Here is a 19929-nt window from a genome sequence, read left to right as displayed (position 1 = left end):
GATTTACACAAATGTATTCAGCGGGTGTGTGCAAACATTGTAAAAATGTAATCTGTCATACAAAAAGCCAAAAATTGCTGTCTTTTGTATCAACCTTTTTGAAAAACGAACCAGGATTAATGCCTGTTAAATTTTTGAAGTCTTTATTGAAGTGCGGTTGGTCATAAAACGAATTATCATACGAAAGTCCGGTAAAATCTTTTACCTTTTTTTGACTTTCAATGATGCTTTTGAAGCGATGCGTTTTTTTATAATCAGAAGGTGATTTCCCGATATTTTTGAAAAATAGTTTATGAAAATGCTGACGTGAAATATTCATTTTCTTTGCTATTTCACTGATTTTCGTTCCACATTCAATATCACATAAAACCGGTTCAAATAATTCGAAGTTTTTATCCAGTAATTTTGACAGCCAATAATGTTCTATTGCAGTCAATTTTTCTGCTTCATTTTCCATGTTTAGAATTTTTTCCATTTCAGGCAAGTAATCCGGATAAGGCATAAAATCTGACAGGGAATCTTTGTGGACTTCAAATTGAATTTCATTTAAGAAATGATGAATTCCTAATGGTTTGAAATACACCGTAATTTCATTTCTGGGTTTTTCATAAAAAATTTCCACAGGAAATGAGTTGTTGTAATAGAAGTCCGAGGCAAGTCGTTTATGATTTGACGACGAAATTGAAATTTTATTATTTTCAGAAATTACATGGGCATTTTGACAGACCGTTGCGATACAGTAATTATTCGGGAAACTCCAGTACCTGTTCGATTGTAAAATTTCCTTTTCAGACATAAAGTAATATCCGTCAATATATTTTTTTAAAATTTCGCTTTTCGGTTTATAAAAAGGTATTCCATTTTTGACTTGCTCTGGTATCATGATACACAACTCATTTATTGACAAAGTTAATCACTCTGACTCGTTGTTTGTTCAGATAGAACCGTTTCATCCGATGATTGTGTTACGTGCAGCATAAAAACATCCACCTGGTGTGAGTAAAGAGAGGTAAAAAGAACGGGATCATCACTTGCGGATCGACCCCGCTCTTTTTATGGTGCTCATTCTTTACGCGAATTTCCTTTTTGATTCATCACTTACAGGGGTGAAAAAGTTGATTAAATTCCCATCCGGATCGCGAAAGAGTAACGAACGATTTCCCCAGGGCCTAGTCGTCGGTTCCTGGACAATTTCACTGGTTAAACCCTTGATCACTTCGTAGTGATCATCGACATTCTCAACAAGAAACCCGATGATGATACTTTTGTTCGCCGCAGGTTCTGCAATGAAGTGAGTGCTTGTTAATCTGTTACCTTTAAATACCGGATTAATCCATCCACAATATCAAAATGAAATTGCAGCACAATCGGACTTCCGGGAAATGTACCTGAACACTCTGCAGACAGGATGCCTGAAGTTCCATTTTCGGTATAGTTAAGAGGTTTCATCACGGATCTGTATTTCTTGTTCGATTCGCTTATCATCTGCTCAATTCCGATCCTTCCTGTATGGGTCTTACCTTCATCAAACATGACTCCTGTTTCGGCAAAACAATTTGCATAGGCAACACTGTCGAACTTGTTTTGCGCTTCTATTAAATCTGTCACTACTTTCGGTAAATTCATTATTTCTATTTTTAATGATTATTAAATGGTTGGTACCGTGCCGCCATCGATTACAAATTCAGTTCCTGTAAGGTAATTAGCCCGTGGTGAAACGAGAAAACCAACCAGTTCAGCGACTTCTTCCGGTTCGGCGGGTCTGCCGTAAGGTATGCCACCCAGTGCATCCATAACACCTTGCCGGGCTTCTTCTACAGTACTATTCGCATTTCTTGCAATCTCGCCCAACCAGGCTATCGATGCTGTTGTATTTATCCATCCCGGTGAAACGGTCAGTACACGAACACCTTTTGGCGTCACCTCATTGGATAAGCTTTTACTGTAATTTCTCAGCCCGGCTTTTGCAGCGGCATAGGGTAAAGTAGAATCATACAACGGTAATTGACCTTGTATGGAAGCAATGTGAATAATGACACCGCTTTTTCGGTCGATCATTTGAGGTAAAAATCCTCTGTCCAGTCGAACCGGAGCAAGCAAATTCGCTTGCAAAGTCAATTCCCAATCTTCATCTGTTAATACACTAAAACCGCCGGCAGGAGTTATTGAAGAACCCAGATTGTTCACAAGAATATCCAGTCTGCCATACGTTGACAGCACTTCACCGACTACTTTTTGTGATCCTTGTGACGTACTCAAATCGGAAGGAATGAAATGAAGCTTGTTATTTTCTCTTTCAGGTGCGTTCCGTGCTGTAATAATAACGGTTGCACCGGCTTTTAATAGTCTTTCCGCAATAGCCCTCCCTGCTCCTTTTGTACCTCCTGTTACCAGTGCAATCTTGCCTGATAATTCATTGTTGAAATTAAATTCCTGTTCCATTGATTAAATTATTTGAAGCAAAGTTGAGACATATGTACAGTCCTCACAAGTACGGAGTTACGATTCAAATAGGGATAAATTTTTCCCCTATTGCACAATTTCGAACATAGGTTTAACTTTGGTTTATGTATGAAAGAAAGATTGTTCCGAACTTAAACTGCGGATTGGATTTGATTGGCGAAGTACTGTACGGAAAATGGAAAATTCGCTTGTTGTGGTTTATTCATGAAGGCCATAAACGGCCAAGTGAACTGCAACGAAAAATTCCCGATGCAACAAGACGTGTACTGAATATTCAGTTAAAGGAATTGGAAAACCACGAATTGATTACACGGAAAATTTATCCTGTTGTGCCTCCAAAAGTGGAGTACAGTTTGACAGAGTTTGGCATAACATTAATTCCTGTAATTGCTACATTGGGCAATTGGGCCGATACCCATGAAGACCATTTACGCGCTGTGATTTTAAACCATTTGAGGCCGGAGAGTCAATAATTTCATTCGTCAACCGCGGCTGAGAGCATGATAAAAGAAAAAGCATACTCAAAGTGATGTGCGCCATTTTTTGATGGAGGATTTGGAGCGGGTGTTGCAACTTGTAAGCTATCAATTAATAAATGGTTCCAAAGGTATTGAAGTATACTATTGGGGCCTGCGCTTTCATGCCTCTCAAAATAATCATTTTGCGGCATGAAGCGCAGGCAGTGTTATACAGACGATCATCAAAAGTCAAACCATAAATAATCGCGAATTCGTCTTCCTATACGCGCTTCAACATCTGCCTTTTGATAAGGGCCGTAGCCCATAAGGGCATGCGGGAATACTTCTGATAAGAACTCCATAAGTTCTCCTACCTCTTGTTGACTACGTGCTTTGATATGAACTTTCTTACCATCGGCCATTACGACAACTATATAGTTCTTTCTTCGCACTGAGATTCGTGGACTGAAAGAGGTATAATCCTTTATTGTGTAGGTTGTGTTTAATTGATAAATCCACAACACAGCATTTGATTTTTTTCTGTAAATGGCTTTAAGGAGAGGAAAAGCCCGTCTTTTTAATAGGCGTCTTATACCATATAGCACATATAGATTTCGCAGAGCGAGCACACAGATCATGCCACAAAAAGCAACAAGGGATACTCCAAAAATTCCAAATTCAATATCTTCAAAAAAGAATAAGTGAAGAAGCAACCCCAGGAACAATACCAGCCCTACCCAACTTTTGATAATATAGTCAGAACACATGGTACTGATTGAAAATTCTATTTGTTCTTCGGGCCTCAACGATACAGTTTTTCAGAGATCTACATAACTTGTTTATCGACGAATATAATAGATTTTCTTGAGCAAGTTGTAGGGCAAAAGAAAAAGCGAACCAGTAAAGGATTTAGAACGTGTGTTACAACTTGAAACGATTGATTACTATGTAGTTTAAACGGAATACAAGGTATAGCGTGCCGCGACTTGGCGATAGTGGCGGAGCCAGCGAGCTGATTAATCTCCTCTAAAGCTGGAGTTTTTCCGTTAAGAAAAACGTTTCGTAGTTGCGAATAGGCATTTCGCCAAACCGCTTTTATACGTTCGTTTTTTTTAGTATCTCATTCCATCTTGTAAGAATCAAATCCGTATAAACTTCTTTGTCTAGCCCATAGGAACCCAATGCAAAACCATCATTCCATTCGATCAAAGCCGTTGAACCATCATCTAATATGCCGAAGTCTATTCCATAAGCATTTGTTCTTTGTTCTGATTTCTCAAAATCACCAATTGCATTTTCTACAACTTTCATGTTTAATTTTAAACTTTCATCACCGTGATAATTTTTAATCCCAACAATTTTCGATTTGTTTACAAAGACCCGATATTCTGAAAGCCATTTCACAACGGAAGAGCAATACAGATCAGTATCTTTTGCTATTCCATCTAAACGATATAAATCAAGGTTTGAGTTTATTACAAATCCTGTAAAAAGTTTGGGGCTCGATTTGGGTTTTACAAAAACATTCCCTACCTCATTTTCATGACTTTTCATGAATAACTTTCTAATGCTACTTTCCCATACATTTCGGTTCAGATATTTTCTCAGACTTTCAGGATATGAATCATTTGTCCAGTTGATTCCAAGTCGCTTAAAGACATTCATCATAGTAGGATTGTCACCAACAACTATGGTGGTATCATCAATCAGCAACTGATTTCTCATCAACCTTTTAGTAGTAAAAAATTCACATTCTATTCCTCTGGCCTCCAGGGTTTCCTTAACATCCAAGTGTTCTGGCTCCATCTTGTTGTTACCATATTCATGAATGTATGCTTTTGAAATCATAAAACGTAGTTATAGTAAACTGACACCAGCTTATTGATTAACAAATATATACTGTTCTCTCAAATCATTAACTAAATTGAGACCTCTTCGCCTTCTTATTTCTTATTCACACTTATCCTGAAAAGAACGAAAAATAGAGTACGGGAGAAGAGAATAAAAGAATCACTACTTTCATAACAATCCCCGTTTCTTTTCTGTGACCTCATCAGGATTTTTCACATCTCTTTGTAGCGTTCATAACGAGCATAGAAACCAGACTATGTTTCACACAATCAGTTTTTTGTTCGCTTCCATTTACGAAAAGTAAGCTTTCAAAATTTCCAAAAAATAAAAACCCTGACGTTTACCGTCAGGGTTCCTTTCGTAACCTCAAGCGGGGAAACGTCAAACTTTTTGATGGAGGATTTGGAACGTGTGTTACGATTGAAACGATTGAAAAATAGTTTTTTGATATTGAAAATCATATTCTCAATTAAGTTCGTAAAATTCAATTTTGTATTGAGGTTATTTGCTTAATGATGAAGGGAATATTGAATTTGATATGAAATTCTTGGAATAAAAGATGTTGTTTTTTAGCTAAACCAGTTAAAGGCTATAGAAAGAAATTCATTTAGAAATCTATTATTATCTTCTCCTTTAAATCCAAAATCTGTCAATTTCCGGTAAGGACTTCCAGGCGATGGAATTGCAAAGCATTCTAAACTTCCTCCAGAATCACAAAATAATTTTCGGAAAAATGGTCTTTTAATTAAAGAATGATCACAGTTATTTAGATTAGAAAGCAGATCTTTTTGGAGTGATTCAGAAAGTGTAGTATCAATCTTAAAAGTAGGATGAATTTTAAAAAACTTAGGAGTTAAAAGCATTTCATTCATTAGCCCTTTAGATGTACATAATATTTTGATTGTTTCATCTTTTTGTGGATAATCAAAAAACATATAGTTATAGACTCTATCAGTTAAATGTTTATCTAAAGCAGATTTGTCTTTTCGTTTACATTGGATTATCAAATCTGTTATTCCTATCTTATTTGTGACTAAACTTCCTTTAATACTGTCAATATCTCCAATTTGAATACCCAAATCAACAAATGATCTATACCACTTCCAGAAATTATTTTTTGTACTTCCAAAAAAGAAATCAATATCCCCCCGTTCTAATCTATTTTTTTTCTTGTCAATTTCTTCAGTAATATTAGAAGGCTCTGAAATTGTATGAGACCAAACAGGAAAGCTTCCAAGAATAATTTTCTGTTGCTTTAAAGGTAAATCAGTTAAATCTAGTCTCGGGTGTAATTCCATTTATGATAGAAAATTTATTTAAATCCAAAATAAATCGACATTCCGACCATTCACAAATCGCGCCATTATTTGTTGGAATGTGTGATTTTAGATGCAGAGCAGGAATTACATAGGGGCCAATAGCAGATTCTGTCTCCTTATTTGCCGATGTCCAACAATAGAAATAATAAGAGTCGATCATAGTCGTAGCAACGTTCCATTCATTGCTAGTAACATAAAATCTGAAATTTGTTTCATTATCGCTGACCGAACATTTTACTTCAATGTGTATAGAATCCTTTTCTCCAAAAGATTGCTGTAGTGCTTTTCCCCGAATTGAAAGAATATCATATCCATATCGATCACTTATGAGAGAAGCCCACTTCACATATGAATGTCCATTGTCTAGTTGATCAAACTCTAGACGTTGCTTTTCGTGTTCGTAAGTGAGTTTTTCAGCGACACGTCCAATTTCGAGTTTTTGACCTTCTTTATAATTTTGGTAACGATTAAAAATCTTCGCCCACCAATCTCTCACATCTATATCTTCAAAGTCAAATAATACTGCGTTCTCTAATAACTCTATCCATTCAGAAGGAATATATATCTTAAACAATTCTGGATCCTCGCTATAAAATAGTAACCATTCTAAATTCTGAAAGGATGTAAACCTTTGTAGTATTTCTCTAAACACAAAAACGTTAGGTTCATCTTCAGTGCAGTACCTAAGCAACTCATTTTTACAATATTGAGATGATTGTAAAAATGAATCATTAATTTCCAAAACCTTACAGTATTGCCCCAATTTTAAACCTTGATTGACCGGCAGGCTACCTCCCATTAATCCAGAATTCATGGCTATTTCAACTGCAGAACGAACTTCTATTTCCTCGTGTCTATGAGTAAGTAGAATCAATTGCCATAAGGCAATTATATTACTATTACTAATTGAAAATTGTTCATTTTTACTCATTCGATAGAATGTGTTTGCTTACCATTTCGAAATCTTGAGCATCAATACCATCCTCTTCACCTAAAGAAATATCAAAAGGATCATAGGCTAGTGTTTGAAGGTAAGGATCATCAAGTATTGCTCCCATATTCAGAATTTTTTCATTCAACCTTATTTGCAATACTTCATCGATAGAATTCTCCGAAACAAGAATTTCTACCTTGGTGTCGATTGATTTATCTAAGCCTAGTCGATGAATCCGATCAATTGACTGTAAAAAATGAGCTGCATTAAAACTCCTATCTAAATAAATAGCATTGTGACAGACTTTATGAAGACTAATTCCTTCCCCGCACGCCTGAGGATTAGCGATCATCAGTCTGCACGTGTTGTCCTCGTGAAATTTCCTAATTCGACTTTCACGACTATTCTCATCATCATCAGATCCTGTAGGAATACCACCGTATATTGATACAGGATTGTAATCTTTAAACAAGCGTTCTAACAATTGTATATTTCGAACAAAATAAGACCAAATCACAATTTTATTGTTCTCACTTTCAGACGTAATCTCTTTAACTCTATCTTTCAAATATTCAATTTTGGAAGCTTTTTCGTATTTAACAAACTCTTCAAGCAATTGCCAAACTTTTGATCCTTCAGGAATAGGTAATATATCTTCAATATATTCATCCTTTGTAGCCAGTAGCATCGGATTTGTAGACGCCTGTAATAATCGAACAACACTCTTACCAATTCTACGGAAATTAATCTTGTCGCCACGATCCATTCCAGCAAGAATTCTAGCCGATTCGGACTTGAACAATCTATATAGTTCATTTTGAATCGGCCCCATTGGAATTTTTGTATATACAATCAATGGATCCCTAAGTCCCAATTCCTTTTTTGTCGTTCTAACATAGAGTTCCTTAATTGCTTGATTTAAGACCGTAACTCTTGATTCCTCATTTTCTTTAGCCAAATCCGGAATTATTTTTTCTGCAGGCCACAAAAAGTCGAATTGAGGTTCCAAATCAAGATAGCTCTGAGGCATTGGGGTACCAGATAAAATATCGCGTCTTACCGCTAAATCTGAAAGACGAACAATTTGAGAAAAACTCTGGTTGTTGTTTCCGCTTTTGATTCTATGTGATTCATCTAAAACTAAATGGACTTTATTCGCAATGAAATAAGAAGATAGATTATCTATTTTCTTTCTCATTTTTTCATAATTGATTAAGATGACATCCGGATTTTGTCTTATCACCTCTGAAAAATTACTCATCAAGAATGTTGTCATTCGCAAAACTTTTAGAGGTTTCTCTTTAAAAATATCTGCAATTTCATCCTCCCAGGAAATAAAAGCGTTGATCGGAGAAATAACAAATAATGTTGAGACTCGATCTATCTTCTTTAACACAGAATGTACTGCAAGAATTGTAGTAGTTTTCCCTGCACCAGGAACAGAAAAATTAGCTCCGTGTTTCAATTTTAGAAGCTTGGAAGCATCTCTTTCTTGCTCCAATTTAAGATTCCTGCCAAATTCATGACTCTTTAAATGTGATTCAACTAATTCACTTCTAACATGTAGCGATGATTCCCCAAGCAATAACTCTTTACGATCACTAAGAAATTCATTTAGTAATCTTAAACCAAACTCATCAAATTCTAGTTCAATATTTTCACTTTTCAATAATCGACTGACACTTACAATTACACGTTTAAAATCATACCAAGGAATAATGAACATATCCTCACGAAAGATCGAATCCGAAGAGATGCTACCAAGAATAACCCGTAAATCACTTAGTGCTTTTTGACTGATATTTTCTTGTTTAATCGAGGTATTTAAAGACCGTTGGTCAACGGAAACAGAAATCTTTGGTTTCATATAAATTCATCAAATTAATTCTGCTAGAAGCTCAGACGAAATAGCTATTATTTGCTCAAGTTTACTTTTAATACTTTCTGTTTTTGCAGTGTCATCATCGATGGATAGTCCCTGTAATTCACGTAATGCCACACTAACTGACTCATAAACAGCTTCCGAATCACTTTTTTCTTTGAGAAGAGCCTTTACATCAGCGATCTTCTCTATTAGTTGATTTGAATTTTCAGGAGACTTTGTATGCTCATTAAAAAATTGTTTTTTCCCTTCCACTTCCCCATCTAAAATTGAATCCAAAAGATTTCCGCTTGTTGGTTTATTAGATTCATATATTTGTTCAGAACTACTCTCAATAAAATCTTTTTGCATCTTATCATAGATTAGATCAAAATGCTTAATAAGATCACTAACATATCCATAGAGTCTTCCTTTTGATGGTCTTTCTTCAATTAGAGTGAAAACAGCATTTCTCAGCTCTCTAAATACTTCTGGATCTTTATATCTTTTCCCAGCTTTTTCTAACTGAATAAATATCTGTTCGGTATCATCTAGCTTAATATAATCATATTGATTATCAAACCCTTTCCAGGATAAAAAGGAATCAATCAAATCAAGCATCCTTAGCTTTGATTTAAGCTCACGAGAGTCAATTCTAAGACGCTTAGCCATTTCTGCTTCCTTAAAATCATATCTTTTGTCTTCGATTCCTCTTCGAATATTTCTTAACTCATTAATCCAATGATATGGTTCTCTAAAATCCTGAGAGATTTGTAGCTCTTGTTCAAGTTCATAGATATCACGAGGAGTTGCATCATCAGGTAATACAACACAGCTAACATATCTTTGATCGAGAGATTTCAAGGCTGCTGTCCTTCTATTACCATTAACCAAATATCCATCAAAAGTTATAATAGCTGCGTCTTCTTGCCCTCTATCTCTTAAGTCATCAAGAAAATCTTTGCCTGCAGATTTGTTTATTTGAGAAAGAATTGCTTCTTGAACTTCCTGAGCTAATGACGACTCTGGATCTTTAAACAAGTCACGTGGCAACGTTGGATTTTCCCTTAGATACTTCATTTGTTGTATTTCAGTTCTGGAATTTTCGATTCTAAACATCAAATAATCAACATCAACCTGAATTATCTTGGGATATAGGATGTTTTTACCACGCCAATTTCTTATTGTATGAGTTGGTCTATTCTGATCTCTATCTGCAGCTTCTTGGCTCTTTCTTATATACTCTATTCGTTGTATTCGGTCCTTCATTCGATTATATAAAATAACTCAATTTGAGAGTCCAATTACCAAAATTGGCACATTAATAATATCTTCAAAATGTTTAATTTCAGTAGCTAATCTGTCATATTGTGCATAATTAGCTCCTAACATCTTAGATTCAATTTTATGCGGAACAATAATAATTCCGACATCAATAACATTCTTTTTTCCCATTTGAGCAAGTTTCAATATGTCTGCGTAAGTTCTCGCGACATTACCAAGTTGAAAACACACACCGACCTTGTTTTTTAAAAAACTTATAGTCAGTCTAGAATTTCCAACTTTTGCTTTATCTGTCCATCCCAAATCATTAAATCTTAAGTTTATTTTAGACTTAATTTCTTCAGGACGATTTATACCAAATAATAATTGAGGTTCATTTACAATTTCCTCTATTTCTTTTAAAATGGTATTCTTAGATTTCAATTTATCTAATGCATACAAGTGGCTATAGGTATTACATATCTTCATATCACTTTACTTCAAATTCTTCTGGGAGGATAGAAAGTTTAGATTGAGTATGATCATAGATTGGTTGATCAATTTCTCTATATTTTAGCAATCCTTTTTCTAAAAGAGCCAATCTTTCTTTACCTATATCTATGTATTTTTTATACATTTCTATCCCTACGGCGTCTCTACCATTTTTAGCTGCTGCAAGCAATGTTGAACCAACACCCGCAAAAGGATCTAAAATTTTACTTTCGGGATTCGTTAAAGCCAGTATACATCTCTCAACAAGTTCGATTGGATATTGGCAAGGGTGTTCAGTTTTTTCTTTATGATTTGCCTTTACATTTGGAATATCCCAAATTTCCTTCTCCCAATCTTGTATCAAAATCTCCCAGACATCCGAAGGATTCTTTCCCTTAGGATTTCCTGATAACTTGCCTTTATTCGGACCTTTAAAATGCTTTTTTCCAGGATACTTCGATTTTACTCTTACATCATCCAAATTAAATATATAATCATTAGATTTACTGAACCACATAATAACTTCATACCTACCTGAAAATCTACTCTGTGTATGCAATCCATGACCAAAATGCCAGACAATTCTATTTCTTAATTTAAAATTGTGTTTTTTGAAAATTTCGTAATAAAAAATATCCAGTGGATAAATCTCTTTGTTTTTATCCACGAAATTACCTACTTGCCAACAAATACTACCTTTATCACTCGTTACTCGAACAATTTGCTCAATAATTTTTTCTTGATCCTTTAAATAAGCCTCTATTGACTTTTTAGTTTCATACTCTTTGCCAACATTATATGGAGGAGAAGTAATCACTAAATCAAATTCTTTATCCTTATACTTATCTCTCAGTACTTTAAAAGAATCTCCGTGTTCGTATATTATACTAGGGTTCATTTTTTGATTTTCATTTTTTGAAAGCTCTATCATTTTAATTTCTGATACATTTACTCATCGTAAATATAAGTAAATACTATATTTTATGTTGTCAAGTATAACAATACAATTTCTAATAAGAATCCGTATTTATACTGATTTTTTTTAATCTTAATATTACGGAATACCGAAATAACTATTAAAATTAACTAGTTTTATTCGAATAATCATAGTAAATTAAAGATATTAGCTAGTGTTTTTTGTTTGTAACCTCAAGCGGGGAAACGCCAAACTTTTTGATGGAGGATTTGGAGAAAGTTCTACAACTTGAGACGATTGAAAAAATTCAAGTTCCATAAATAAGATGCAGTATTTTTTTACTTATCAGAGTAAAGTATTCCCCAAGCCCCATAGTTCATTTCTTTTTCAAAAATTTCTCCAATCTCAAATTTTCTATACACTTCCAAATCAACCTTCTCCTCGGTTTTTGGGTCGGTAAATTGTATGTAATGCCTTAGTCTCCCATTTTTTGTCACATCTGTATAATACAGTGTTACTCGCTCCTGAATTATTACGGTTTCAGAACGATCAAACCATTTATTTGTGGTAATTATCAACGAAAAGGACATCCAGAAGAATATTCCAGTAGCAAGAAGAATCAAAACAGCCATTGAGACGAAGTCTCCAAATTTTGAAAGCTGCTTTTTCCCTGTCAACCTCATATGTTTCATATAAAACCTGGGACCAACAATAACTAAAACTATAAAAATTGGGAGTAAAAAATATTTCGCCGCTAGTTTTAGTGCTGTGTGTGATTCAAAATATTTTATGGTAAAAAATGGATAAGCAATAACGACTGCACAAGCTATCATATAGATGAGAGGATTGTTTTTCCATCTTTCCAGTCTTCCTGATTTAGGTTCTGCATTTTTCAACTTTGCAATTCTGTGGTTTTCTCTTCTTCTTTTTCGATCTCTTCTATTATTTCCCATTTATGTTTTCAAAGATTGACTGTAATTTGCCTGCAAACGAATATAGACAGTTTTTAAAATTAAAGGATAACCTAAGTTCTTTCTACTGAAGATTCGCTCCCTGGTCTCACTCTCCGCTCTCGCTCTGAAAGAAAAAAGCATCTGAGAAAAATTGGGGCAGAATGAGAAACAAAACGAAAATGAGGAAAAAAGAAAAGCCCTGACAGAATCGTCAGAGCTTTTCTTTTTGAGTGACCTCGTCAGGAGTCAAACCTGAAACCTTCAGAGCCGTAATCTGATGCTCTATTCAATTGAGCTACGAGGCCATTTTTGCGTTGGTATTACTACCGTATTGCGGGTGCAAAGATACGTGCTTTTTTCGTTTCTGCAAGCAATTTATGTGCTTTTTTTGTATTCTGCTGAAAATTTTTGTCTTCAACAGCCCCCTTCTTACTGAATTTCAGCAGTTATGCCTCTTTCCAAAAGTGCAGTACACATCGGTTCCAATTTCTCATATTCCCCTCTTTTGACCTGGCATCTGCCATTGAAGTGGACAATATAGGTGCATTGAACCGCTTGTTCTACCTCGTGTTTGCATACTTTAATCAGCGACTCAATTACATGATCGAACGTATTAAAATCATCGTTGAATACGATCAGATCTTTCTGATCCGTCAAAAGTTCCAATACTTCCGTTTCGTTCTGTTCAAGCGTTTGCATGTGTGTCTAATTGTTTTACAAAGTTACTACTTTTCTGCGTGTTTTCCCGAATCTTTTCAGGGGCTTCTGCGATCAGAAAGGTGCTTTCCGGATTCTTCCACCCTGGTTTTTGAATACTTCCTCCCATTCACTGCGCTCCTCTTCATTGGTAGTCGTTACCGAAATCTCCACCTCATCTGCCGTCGTTCTGATCTCAACCGGAAGCGTTAACCGAAGCATCCAGTTTGCCAGCGAACCCGAAATGTCGTTCTTGTCCCATACTCCTACAACCTGGTTTCGATTCGGTTCATTTTGATCGTTTTTCAAAGCCGGATGCTTCACCAAGGTGTCAAACAAAACCGTACTATTTACCAATTTCGGCAAGGCTTCAGAAACTTGTGTTTTAATTCTCAAATCGCTTTGATCGAAATAGAAATCTCCCTGAACGCGCAGTTGGTTCATCAGTTTGCGCGGATATTCCGAATACATTTCCTGCGATACCAGCACATACTGTTTCACCTCGCGTTTTTCAGAAACCGGATTTTCCTTCGCATATTCCCTCGCCAGCTGCTCATTAACCGGAGCCGTTTTGATCTTTGGTAATTCTTCTTCCTTAAACAAAACCGCTTCTCCCTGTTCATCCAATAAGCGTTTGGCTTCCTGTAGGGAAATCCGCTCTCCATTGTAATAGGCTGTAATGAATGCATCCAAAACGCCTTTTTCGATCGCTTCTGCTTTCTTCGGACGTGCGGCATCCAACGAACGGAAAGTCCCGGTAGAATAACGAATCTGGCCGTTTTCCAAACGACGGGTCACCAGCGGATCAATGTCGCGCAACTGTTCTTTCGTTGCCGGACGGTTGTACACGCCAACCTGAACGGTATAGAACAATCCTTTGATTTCTTCGATTGCCATAGCAGAAACGGCTCCCGGAGCCTTATTGTAATCGCTCACTTGCGGTTCTGTTTGGTATTTCGCAATGGTATCTGCCGGAAGCTGTGCAATCGTGTTCTGGATCACTTCCATCACAATCGAATCCTGGCGCATCGGTTTACATAAGCCCTGTTCTTCGAGCTGACGTGCTTCTGCCAGGGAAATGCGTTTTCCGTCACAATACGCCACCACAAACGCATCTTTATAGCCCAAAGCGCGAATATCCTGCTGTGCATCCAGCACACGCTGCCGGTTCCCAAAATACCCGGCCAGGTAGCGCGTGATCCCATTATCGAGTTTTTCTCCGGTAACCGGCGTAAATTCCCTGAACAAATCTTCCGGGATCGGTTTGGCAAAAGCACCGACCTGTACCCGATATACCAATCCACCCGGAGCCTTCACTCCTACCGGAATCGCTTTCTTCACAACAGTCGCCGCAGTCTGAACCGCCGGGTCTCTTTTCAGCTCAAAACCATTACCCACCTGCGGTGCAAGCACTTCCGAAATGGTGGTAGAAACTGCTGCTTTCGGCTGCACCTGGCGCGTCAGCACATTCTTCCAGGATTCTTTGTTTCCTTCTACCCCATTCAGGGCAACATCCAGGGCGGCTTCTTTCGACGCAATTTCCCGGTTTTTTATTGCAAATTCTTCGCTCAAACGGGCAATTTCACTTTTCGCTGCGGCTTTCTCTGCTGGATTTTCCGTTTTCGCATAGATCCTGCGCTGTTCGTCCAGTTTGCTTTTCACGGCATTCACCGCTTCTTTCAGGCGATTGATTTCCTGCTGTTTACCACGTAATTCCGGATAGTTCTTCGCCGAAGCAATCTGCTGTTCTTCTTCTACAGAAACCGTTTTCGACAAAGCCGGATCCTGCGTCAGGTTGTATGTTTTTTCTTTTGCGATCACTTCCAGCTGCTGATCGATTTTCTCCAGCGCTTCTTCCAGGACTTTTCGCTGTTCCTTCCATACGGAAACCTGCTTCGGATCAGTCGTTGGCTGTTCTAAAACAGCTTCAATCTCACCGATTTCAATGGAAAAACGTCTGCGCTGTTCTTTCAGGGCATTTTCAGACTGAACCACTTGCTGTGTTTCCTCAAAGACACGCTGTGCATCCAGGTAATTCTTCGCCGCATCCAGCAAAGTCAGGTCGCTGGTACGTTCCAAAACAGGATCCTGCCCTGCTGCCTGTTCCGAAGTACGGTTCAAAACCACTTCTTTCACCGGGTCATCAAACGGCATACTCTCCAGTTCCTGCTTTTTCTCCAGGGTAGACTGATTTAAAACAGTCAGTTCTTTTTGCTGTACGGCCTGCGTTGTTTTCTTTTGCGCATCCTGGTTCGCTGCCAGTTTTTTCCCGATCTCGGTTTTTTCCTTATTCGAAGCAGCAGTCAGCTGTGTTTTCAATTGCTGTTCTTCCGATTTCAAACGCACCAGCTCTTCCTCCGGATTTTCAGCAGTCGTTGTTTTAACAGCCGTCAATTCATTCAGATCAATTTCAACACGTCCTTTCCGGCGTTTGATTTCTTCCAACTGATTTTCCAGCACACGGATTTTCGCTTCGTCCTTCGTCTCAGAACGTTTTTCCTCATCCAGCTTCAGCTCAACGCTTTCGGATAACTCATTGAGTAACTGCAATTGTTTCGATGCTTCTTCTTTATTCGAAGCCTTTTGGTTCATCACCAATTCGAAATCGGGCCCCAAAACCGTTTCCAGGCTCGCTACCGGGTTGTTTTCAACCGCAACCGGTTCTTTTCCAGCTGAAGCTTTCAATTCTTCTTCCGTTTCCTTCGATTGCTGTAGTAAATCCGTTAACACCTGGTTTTCGGCTGTTTTCTCCGCAGAGAAAGTCTTCTCCAAACTCTTCGAATTCGCCTGAATCTGCTTTTCGATCGCTGTTTGCAGTTTCTTTTCTTCCACTAATTTCGCCTGCGCTTCTTCTTTACTCAAATTCTGAATCTCATCCGTACTCAAAGTCTGGTAAGTCGGTAACACTTCCTGGCGGAGCTGCTCTTCCTTCAATTTTGCCTTAGCCTGCGAAATAGCCGTTTGCTTCTGTTCATCCAGTTTTGCTTCGTGAACGGATTCCAGCTGATCCAACGCAGTTTGTTTCTTGATTGCGGCAGAATCTCCCGGGGTTTTGGCTAAGAGCTTTTTAGTCTTTTCCTGTTGGTCGCGGATAGAAACGAGCAATTTCGTCTCTTCTTCGAGCAGGAGTTTCGTTTTTTCCTCAGGACTGGCAGAACCGGCTTCAATGTTAGCAATCGTTTCGGTGTATTGCGGACGGATTTCCGTTGTCAGGTCTTTCTCCGGCGTTGTTTTCGGATTGGTTTGCGCAGTGGTATTCAGCGCCTTGATTTCTTCGTTTCGGGAAGCGATGTTTGTCTCGAACTGCTCTTTCAAATCATTCAGAATCGCTTTCCGCTTCTCGCTCACCGCATCCGTTTTGGAAGCCAGCGTCTGTAATTCCTTTGTAATCGACTGAATGGTTTTCTCTTCCAATTGGTTAAGCGCTTTCAGCTCGCTGATTCCGTTTCCGTCACCGATGGCCTGTTTTTCCTGCTCATAATCAGGAGCCAGTTGGTTCAACTCTTTTTCGAGCGTTACCTCAGCCAGCGCATCCGTGTGTTTCGACTGAATTTCATCCAATTGATCCTGGCGCACTTTGATGGCGGCTTCCTTTTCCTTTTTCAAAGCAGCCAGCGCCTCTTTTTTATCCTGCAACTTCTGGTTCAGCGGATCTTTTGTCAATGCTTCGTACACGCGATCCATTTCAGCATCAATTTGATCTACCAGTTTTTCATCCACTCCGTTTTGCGCCAGCAACTTCTCTTCCGGATCAGCTGAAGATTCTGCTTCTTTCAACTGCGTTTCGTAATCCGGCATGAGTACCTGTAATTCCTTTTCAGCTGTTGTCGAAGTATTTTTCGGAAGAACGGATTCGGAAAGAATCGTCTCTTTGTCTTGTGCGTTTTGCGCTTTGCGTTGTTCAATTTCCTGCTTTTGAACTTTCAATTTCTCATCTCCCGGATTTTTCGCCAACCCTTCATTCACTTTTACCAGTTCCTGGGTCAGTTTTTTATCCAGCTGTTCATTGTTCTTCACTTTCAGCGCCACTTTCTCTTCGTGCGACAAATCGCTTTGCTGATCCACCGCCTTTTGAGCCAGTTCATAGTTCGAAGCATATTCTGCTACCCGTTCTTTCGATTCCTGCGCAAGCAGATCGTTCGTGCGCGCCGTTACATGAGTTGTATCAATCGATTTCACCTGCTGTTTCACATACGATTCCAAAGACTTCACATTGTTCGAATGGATGGCTTCTACTTTTGCATCGGCTTCCGCTTTGGTCACTTTCCGGCTTTCATCCGTGTGCTGCAGGTTGTTGATAAACGTAATCTGTTTCGTATTTACGGCCTCTTTTTGAGTCAAGTCACCGACCTTTCCCTGCAGACGGACAATTTCTTCCGAAACAAGCTTTTTCTCCGCTTCTTTCGCATCTGTTTTCGATTGAATCGCGGGCTGATCTTTCGCTTTCGCAGCCGCCAGTTCGGATTTCAACGTTGCCAATTCCTGATCCAGTTTCGAACTGCTCTCCTGATACGATCCGAGCTGTTTCTTCAGTTGTTCGGCCTGTTTGCCCAATGCATCGTTTTGAGCCAGTAAATGGTCTACCGGGTGCGATTCCTTCTCATTCTCGATTTCTTTCACCAAGTCAGCCTGGGCAATCACTGCTTCTTTCAGCTGGTCAAATTTTTCCGCTACAACGGCTTTCCGTACTTCTTCCTTCAAAGCTGTCATGGCTTTCGCCCGTTCCTGCTCCTTCGGAACGAGTTTGGAAATACTATCAGCAAATGCATCAATACGCAGAATCTCTTCCTTCAGCTGTTCGATTTTCTTTACCTTATCGTTTGCAGCCAGCAGGATATCGTTCTTCTCCGTTTGTGTTTCCGCTGCATTGGCCCTGGCTACATCTTTCTTGATTTCCGCCTGAAGCTGTTCTACCTGGTTGGCTTTATCGACAATCGCAATCAAAGAACCATTCTCCAAACGCTTCAGTCCATCTGCCTTCTGATTCTGTTTCTGCTCAATGGCTTCAAACTTCGAAATAATCTCCTGGTTCGATGCGTTTTCCAACCCGATGTCGGCAAGCACTTTCTTGTTTTCCTTCTGGGCATCCAGCGCCTGGATATCAAAATTCCCCGCATTGACATTCAATTCTGCCCGTGCACGAATCACCTCCGCCAGGATTCCCTGTGCGTCTTCCACATTTTCGTTGAACAAATCCACCACGCGGACAGCTTCTTCTTTATCAAGTAGCTCCTCCTGGATTTTTTGCTTCAGCGGTTTGAATTCTTTCAGAAAAGGAATGTCGACCTGGGCTTTGTGAATCGTGGTGCTTCCATCCACCGTCATTTCATAGGTATATTTTCCGCCTTTAGGGAACGTAATCAAATAGTTTCCCTGGTCATTGGTTTTGAAAACACCCACTTCATTTCCGGAAGCGATTTCCACCACTTTAATAGTCAGTTTCTTGTTTTCCGGGTTGATCGACGATTTAAATTCCCCCTTCACGATGGCTAATTGTAAGGGAACGCGGTCTACCCGCACTTTGTACACATAAATTTTCCCGTTTTCACTCTGGCGCGTGGATGCAAACCAGGCATTCTTCTCCAGCGAATCGACTACGTAGAACAAATCATTATCGGGCGAAGAAATGGCAAAATCCATATTTTCCGGTTCACCGAAGGAATTGCTTTCCGGATCAAATTTCGAGCGGAAGACATCAAATCCTCCCATGGAGTTATGTCCTTTCGAACAGAAATACAAGTATTCCCCGCTCGGACTCAGGTAAGGAAAATCTTCGTCATACTTCGTATTCACTTTTCCTTCAACCAGCAAAGGCAATCCCCATTTTCCATCCGGAAGGCGTTTCCGGCAATAGATATCTTTGCTTCCCTTATCGGATTCACCATAAGAGGAATAATAAATGGTTTGCGCACGATCCGGGAAATGGATCAGCGGCACATGATTGCGCTTCTTGTCTACTTTCGACTGGTAATCTGCCGTGATGAGGACTACACCACCAATTTCGGACAGATTGTATAAACGGAAAAAGGAATTGTACTCGATTTGTTTTTTCTCCAGTACTACCAAATCAGAAATGGTCGTGAGCAGTTTCTTTCCATTCTGGCACATGTCAATCTGCCGGTCTACTTCAAAAGCGGGATTGGGTTTTCCGCCGCTCTTTTGAATATAGACATTGTAATTTTTGATGGCCTCGTTGAACTGGAAATTCAGATGGTATGCTTTTCCCAGGTAGAAATACGCTTCCGGCGTGATTCCCGGATCCGTAATACTGTAGTTGAGGTATTTGAACGCATCCTGTTTTTTGTTCGAATTGAAAAGCAAACAGGTTCCGTATTTGTAGTTGTAATCCGTCGATCGCGGGTTGAGGGCAATCAAACGCAGGTAGAGCGGTGTTGCTTCTACAAATTGTTCCGCAAGAAAGAGTTTATCGGCTTTCAGCTTGACGTCTGCTTCGGTTTCCTGTGCAAAGGAAAAACTGGCTGTTTGAATCAACAGAAATAGCAGTAACCAACCATTTATCCATTTAAATGACTTCAAGCTTCACTTGTTAGTTCGTTTTGCACCTGCTGTCAGATCATTTTTTGCAATTTTCCGGCAGAAAAAAGTTCAAGGAGTCAACAGCTAAAAAGGTTCAAACATTCAACGAATGTTTTCAACTTTTCAAACCCTTTCAACCTTTTGAACGATTCCAAATCCAAAGACTCGAAAAATCATTATCACCTA

The 19929-nt window shown here is 38.7% G+C and carries 16 protein-coding genes and 1 tRNA gene; 1 reads left to right on the top strand and 16 read right to left on the bottom strand.

Translation table 11 applies throughout. The features are described 5' to 3' along the window. Positions 1-55 precede the first annotated feature (55 nt). The 4 genes from ABDV94_RS02090 to ABDV94_RS02075 all read right to left on the bottom strand — a co-directional run bounded on the left by ABDV94_RS02090 (position 56) and on the right by ABDV94_RS02075 (position 2442). Complete coding sequence (locus ABDV94_RS02090; protein ID WP_343604351.1) at positions 56-883, bottom strand: helix-turn-helix domain-containing protein; 828 nt, start codon at positions 881-883, stop codon at positions 56-58. Positions 884-1069: 186 nt separating this feature from the next. Beyond that, the gene (locus ABDV94_RS02085) at positions 1070-1255 is read right to left on the bottom strand and encodes a VOC family protein (RefSeq protein ID WP_343605343.1); all 186 of its coding nucleotides are present in this window, start codon (positions 1253-1255) and stop codon (positions 1070-1072) included. Between the two features lie 47 nt (positions 1256-1302). Next, positions 1303-1626 carry a nuclear transport factor 2 family protein gene (locus tag ABDV94_RS02080; protein WP_343604349.1) on the bottom strand — a complete coding sequence of 108 codons (324 nt, stop codon included), beginning with the start codon at positions 1624-1626 and terminating at the stop codon, positions 1303-1305. A gap of 21 nt (positions 1627-1647) precedes the next feature. Further along, the gene (locus ABDV94_RS02075; protein ID WP_343604347.1) at positions 1648-2442 is read right to left on the bottom strand and encodes an SDR family oxidoreductase; all 795 of its coding nucleotides are present in this window, start codon (positions 2440-2442) and stop codon (positions 1648-1650) included. Between the two features lie 125 nt (positions 2443-2567). Between ABDV94_RS02075 and ABDV94_RS02070 the strand changes: the two genes are divergently transcribed. Then, positions 2568-2936, top strand: a complete 369-nt coding sequence (locus tag ABDV94_RS02070) for a helix-turn-helix domain-containing protein (RefSeq protein ID WP_343604345.1) — start codon at positions 2568-2570, stop codon at positions 2934-2936. A gap of 227 nt (positions 2937-3163) precedes the next feature. On the opposite strand, the gene ABDV94_RS02065 is transcribed toward ABDV94_RS02070, so the two are convergent. From ABDV94_RS02065 to ABDV94_RS02010, 12 genes are all read right to left on the bottom strand, one after another. Next, positions 3164-3688: a hypothetical protein gene (locus ABDV94_RS02065; protein WP_343604343.1), complete on the bottom strand. Its 525-nt coding sequence runs from the start codon at positions 3686-3688 to the stop codon at positions 3164-3166. Between the two features lie 328 nt (positions 3689-4016). Next, the gene (locus ABDV94_RS02060) at positions 4017-4769 is read right to left on the bottom strand and encodes an ATP-grasp domain-containing protein (RefSeq protein WP_343604341.1); all 753 of its coding nucleotides are present in this window, start codon (positions 4767-4769) and stop codon (positions 4017-4019) included. Positions 4770-5341: 572 nt separating this feature from the next. Further along, positions 5342-6070: a hypothetical protein gene (locus ABDV94_RS02055; protein WP_343604340.1), complete on the bottom strand. Its 729-nt coding sequence runs from the start codon at positions 6068-6070 to the stop codon at positions 5342-5344. Next, entirely contained in the window at positions 6039-7022 is a 984-nt protein-coding gene (locus ABDV94_RS02050) for a DUF3883 domain-containing protein (RefSeq protein ID WP_343604338.1), read from the bottom strand. Before ABDV94_RS02050 ends, ABDV94_RS02055 begins: the two co-directional genes overlap by 32 nt. After that, positions 7015-8892 carry a DEAD/DEAH box helicase gene (locus tag ABDV94_RS02045; protein WP_343604336.1) on the bottom strand — a complete coding sequence of 626 codons (1878 nt, stop codon included), beginning with the start codon at positions 8890-8892 and terminating at the stop codon, positions 7015-7017. The genes ABDV94_RS02050 and ABDV94_RS02045 overlap by 8 nt, the downstream gene beginning before the upstream one ends. A gap of 9 nt (positions 8893-8901) precedes the next feature. Beyond that, complete coding sequence (locus ABDV94_RS02040) at positions 8902-10155, bottom strand: hypothetical protein (protein WP_343604334.1); 1254 nt, start codon at positions 10153-10155, stop codon at positions 8902-8904. A gap of 18 nt (positions 10156-10173) precedes the next feature. Continuing rightward, positions 10174-10638: a BglII/BstYI family type II restriction endonuclease gene (locus ABDV94_RS02035; RefSeq protein ID WP_343604332.1), complete on the bottom strand. Its 465-nt coding sequence runs from the start codon at positions 10636-10638 to the stop codon at positions 10174-10176. Position 10639: 1 nt separating this feature from the next. Next, complete coding sequence (locus tag ABDV94_RS02030) at positions 10640-11572, bottom strand: site-specific DNA-methyltransferase (RefSeq protein ID WP_343604330.1); 933 nt, start codon at positions 11570-11572, stop codon at positions 10640-10642. Positions 11573-11895: 323 nt separating this feature from the next. Then, the gene (locus ABDV94_RS02025; RefSeq protein ID WP_343604328.1) at positions 11896-12510 is read right to left on the bottom strand and encodes a hypothetical protein; all 615 of its coding nucleotides are present in this window, start codon (positions 12508-12510) and stop codon (positions 11896-11898) included. Between the two features lie 231 nt (positions 12511-12741). Further along, positions 12742-12815 (bottom strand) — tRNA-Arg (locus ABDV94_RS02020). Positions 12816-12939: 124 nt separating this feature from the next. Then, on the bottom strand, positions 12940-13209 hold the full coding sequence (locus ABDV94_RS02015) for an ATP-dependent Clp protease adaptor ClpS (protein WP_343604326.1): 270 nt from the start codon (positions 13207-13209) through the stop codon (positions 12940-12942). Between the two features lie 72 nt (positions 13210-13281). Continuing rightward, the gene (locus tag ABDV94_RS02010) at positions 13282-19743 is read right to left on the bottom strand and encodes a hypothetical protein (RefSeq protein WP_343604324.1); all 6462 of its coding nucleotides are present in this window, start codon (positions 19741-19743) and stop codon (positions 13282-13284) included. Between the last annotated feature and the right edge of the window lie 186 nt (positions 19744-19929).

The organism is Fluviicola sp. (assembly GCF_039596355.1).
Classification (GTDB): domain Bacteria; phylum Bacteroidota; class Bacteroidia; order Flavobacteriales_D; family Crocinitomicaceae; genus Fluviicola.
The sequence above is the reverse complement of the archived record's forward strand: the minus strand, read 5'-3'. Positions and strand labels throughout refer to the sequence as shown.

Excerpts from the sequence above, each read along its gene's own strand:
- ABDV94_RS02065 (WP_343604343.1), bottom strand. The coding sequence starts at position 3,688 with ATGTGTTCTGACTATATTATCAAAAGTTGGGTAGGGCTGGTATTGTTC.
- ABDV94_RS02055 (WP_343604340.1), bottom strand. The coding sequence starts at position 6,070 with ATGGAATTACACCCGAGACTAGATTTAACTGATTTACCTTTAAAGCAA.
- ABDV94_RS02070 (WP_343604345.1), top strand. The coding sequence starts at position 2,568 with ATGTATGAAAGAAAGATTGTTCCGAACTTAAACTGCGGATTGGATTTG.
- ABDV94_RS02025 (WP_343604328.1), bottom strand. The coding sequence starts at position 12,510 with ATGGGAAATAATAGAAGAGATCGAAAAAGAAGAAGAGAAAACCACAGA.
- ABDV94_RS02060 (WP_343604341.1), bottom strand. The coding sequence starts at position 4,769 with ATGATTTCAAAAGCATACATTCATGAATATGGTAACAACAAGATGGAG.
- ABDV94_RS02030 (WP_343604330.1), bottom strand. The coding sequence starts at position 11,572 with ATGATAGAGCTTTCAAAAAATGAAAATCAAAAAATGAACCCTAGTATA.
- ABDV94_RS02040 (WP_343604334.1), bottom strand. The coding sequence starts at position 10,155 with ATGAAGGACCGAATACAACGAATAGAGTATATAAGAAAGAGCCAAGAA.
- ABDV94_RS02015 (WP_343604326.1), bottom strand. The coding sequence starts at position 13,209 with ATGCAAACGCTTGAACAGAACGAAACGGAAGTATTGGAACTTTTGACG.
- ABDV94_RS02090 (WP_343604351.1), bottom strand. The coding sequence starts at position 883 with ATGATACCAGAGCAAGTCAAAAATGGAATACCTTTTTATAAACCGAAA.
- ABDV94_RS02045 (WP_343604336.1), bottom strand. The coding sequence starts at position 8,892 with ATGAAACCAAAGATTTCTGTTTCCGTTGACCAACGGTCTTTAAATACC.
- ABDV94_RS02080 (WP_343604349.1), bottom strand. The coding sequence starts at position 1,626 with ATGAATTTACCGAAAGTAGTGACAGATTTAATAGAAGCGCAAAACAAG.
- ABDV94_RS02075 (WP_343604347.1), bottom strand. The coding sequence starts at position 2,442 with ATGGAACAGGAATTTAATTTCAACAATGAATTATCAGGCAAGATTGCA.
- ABDV94_RS02050 (WP_343604338.1), bottom strand. The coding sequence starts at position 7,022 with ATGAGTAAAAATGAACAATTTTCAATTAGTAATAGTAATATAATTGCC.
- ABDV94_RS02035 (WP_343604332.1), bottom strand. The coding sequence starts at position 10,638 with ATGAAGATATGTAATACCTATAGCCACTTGTATGCATTAGATAAATTG.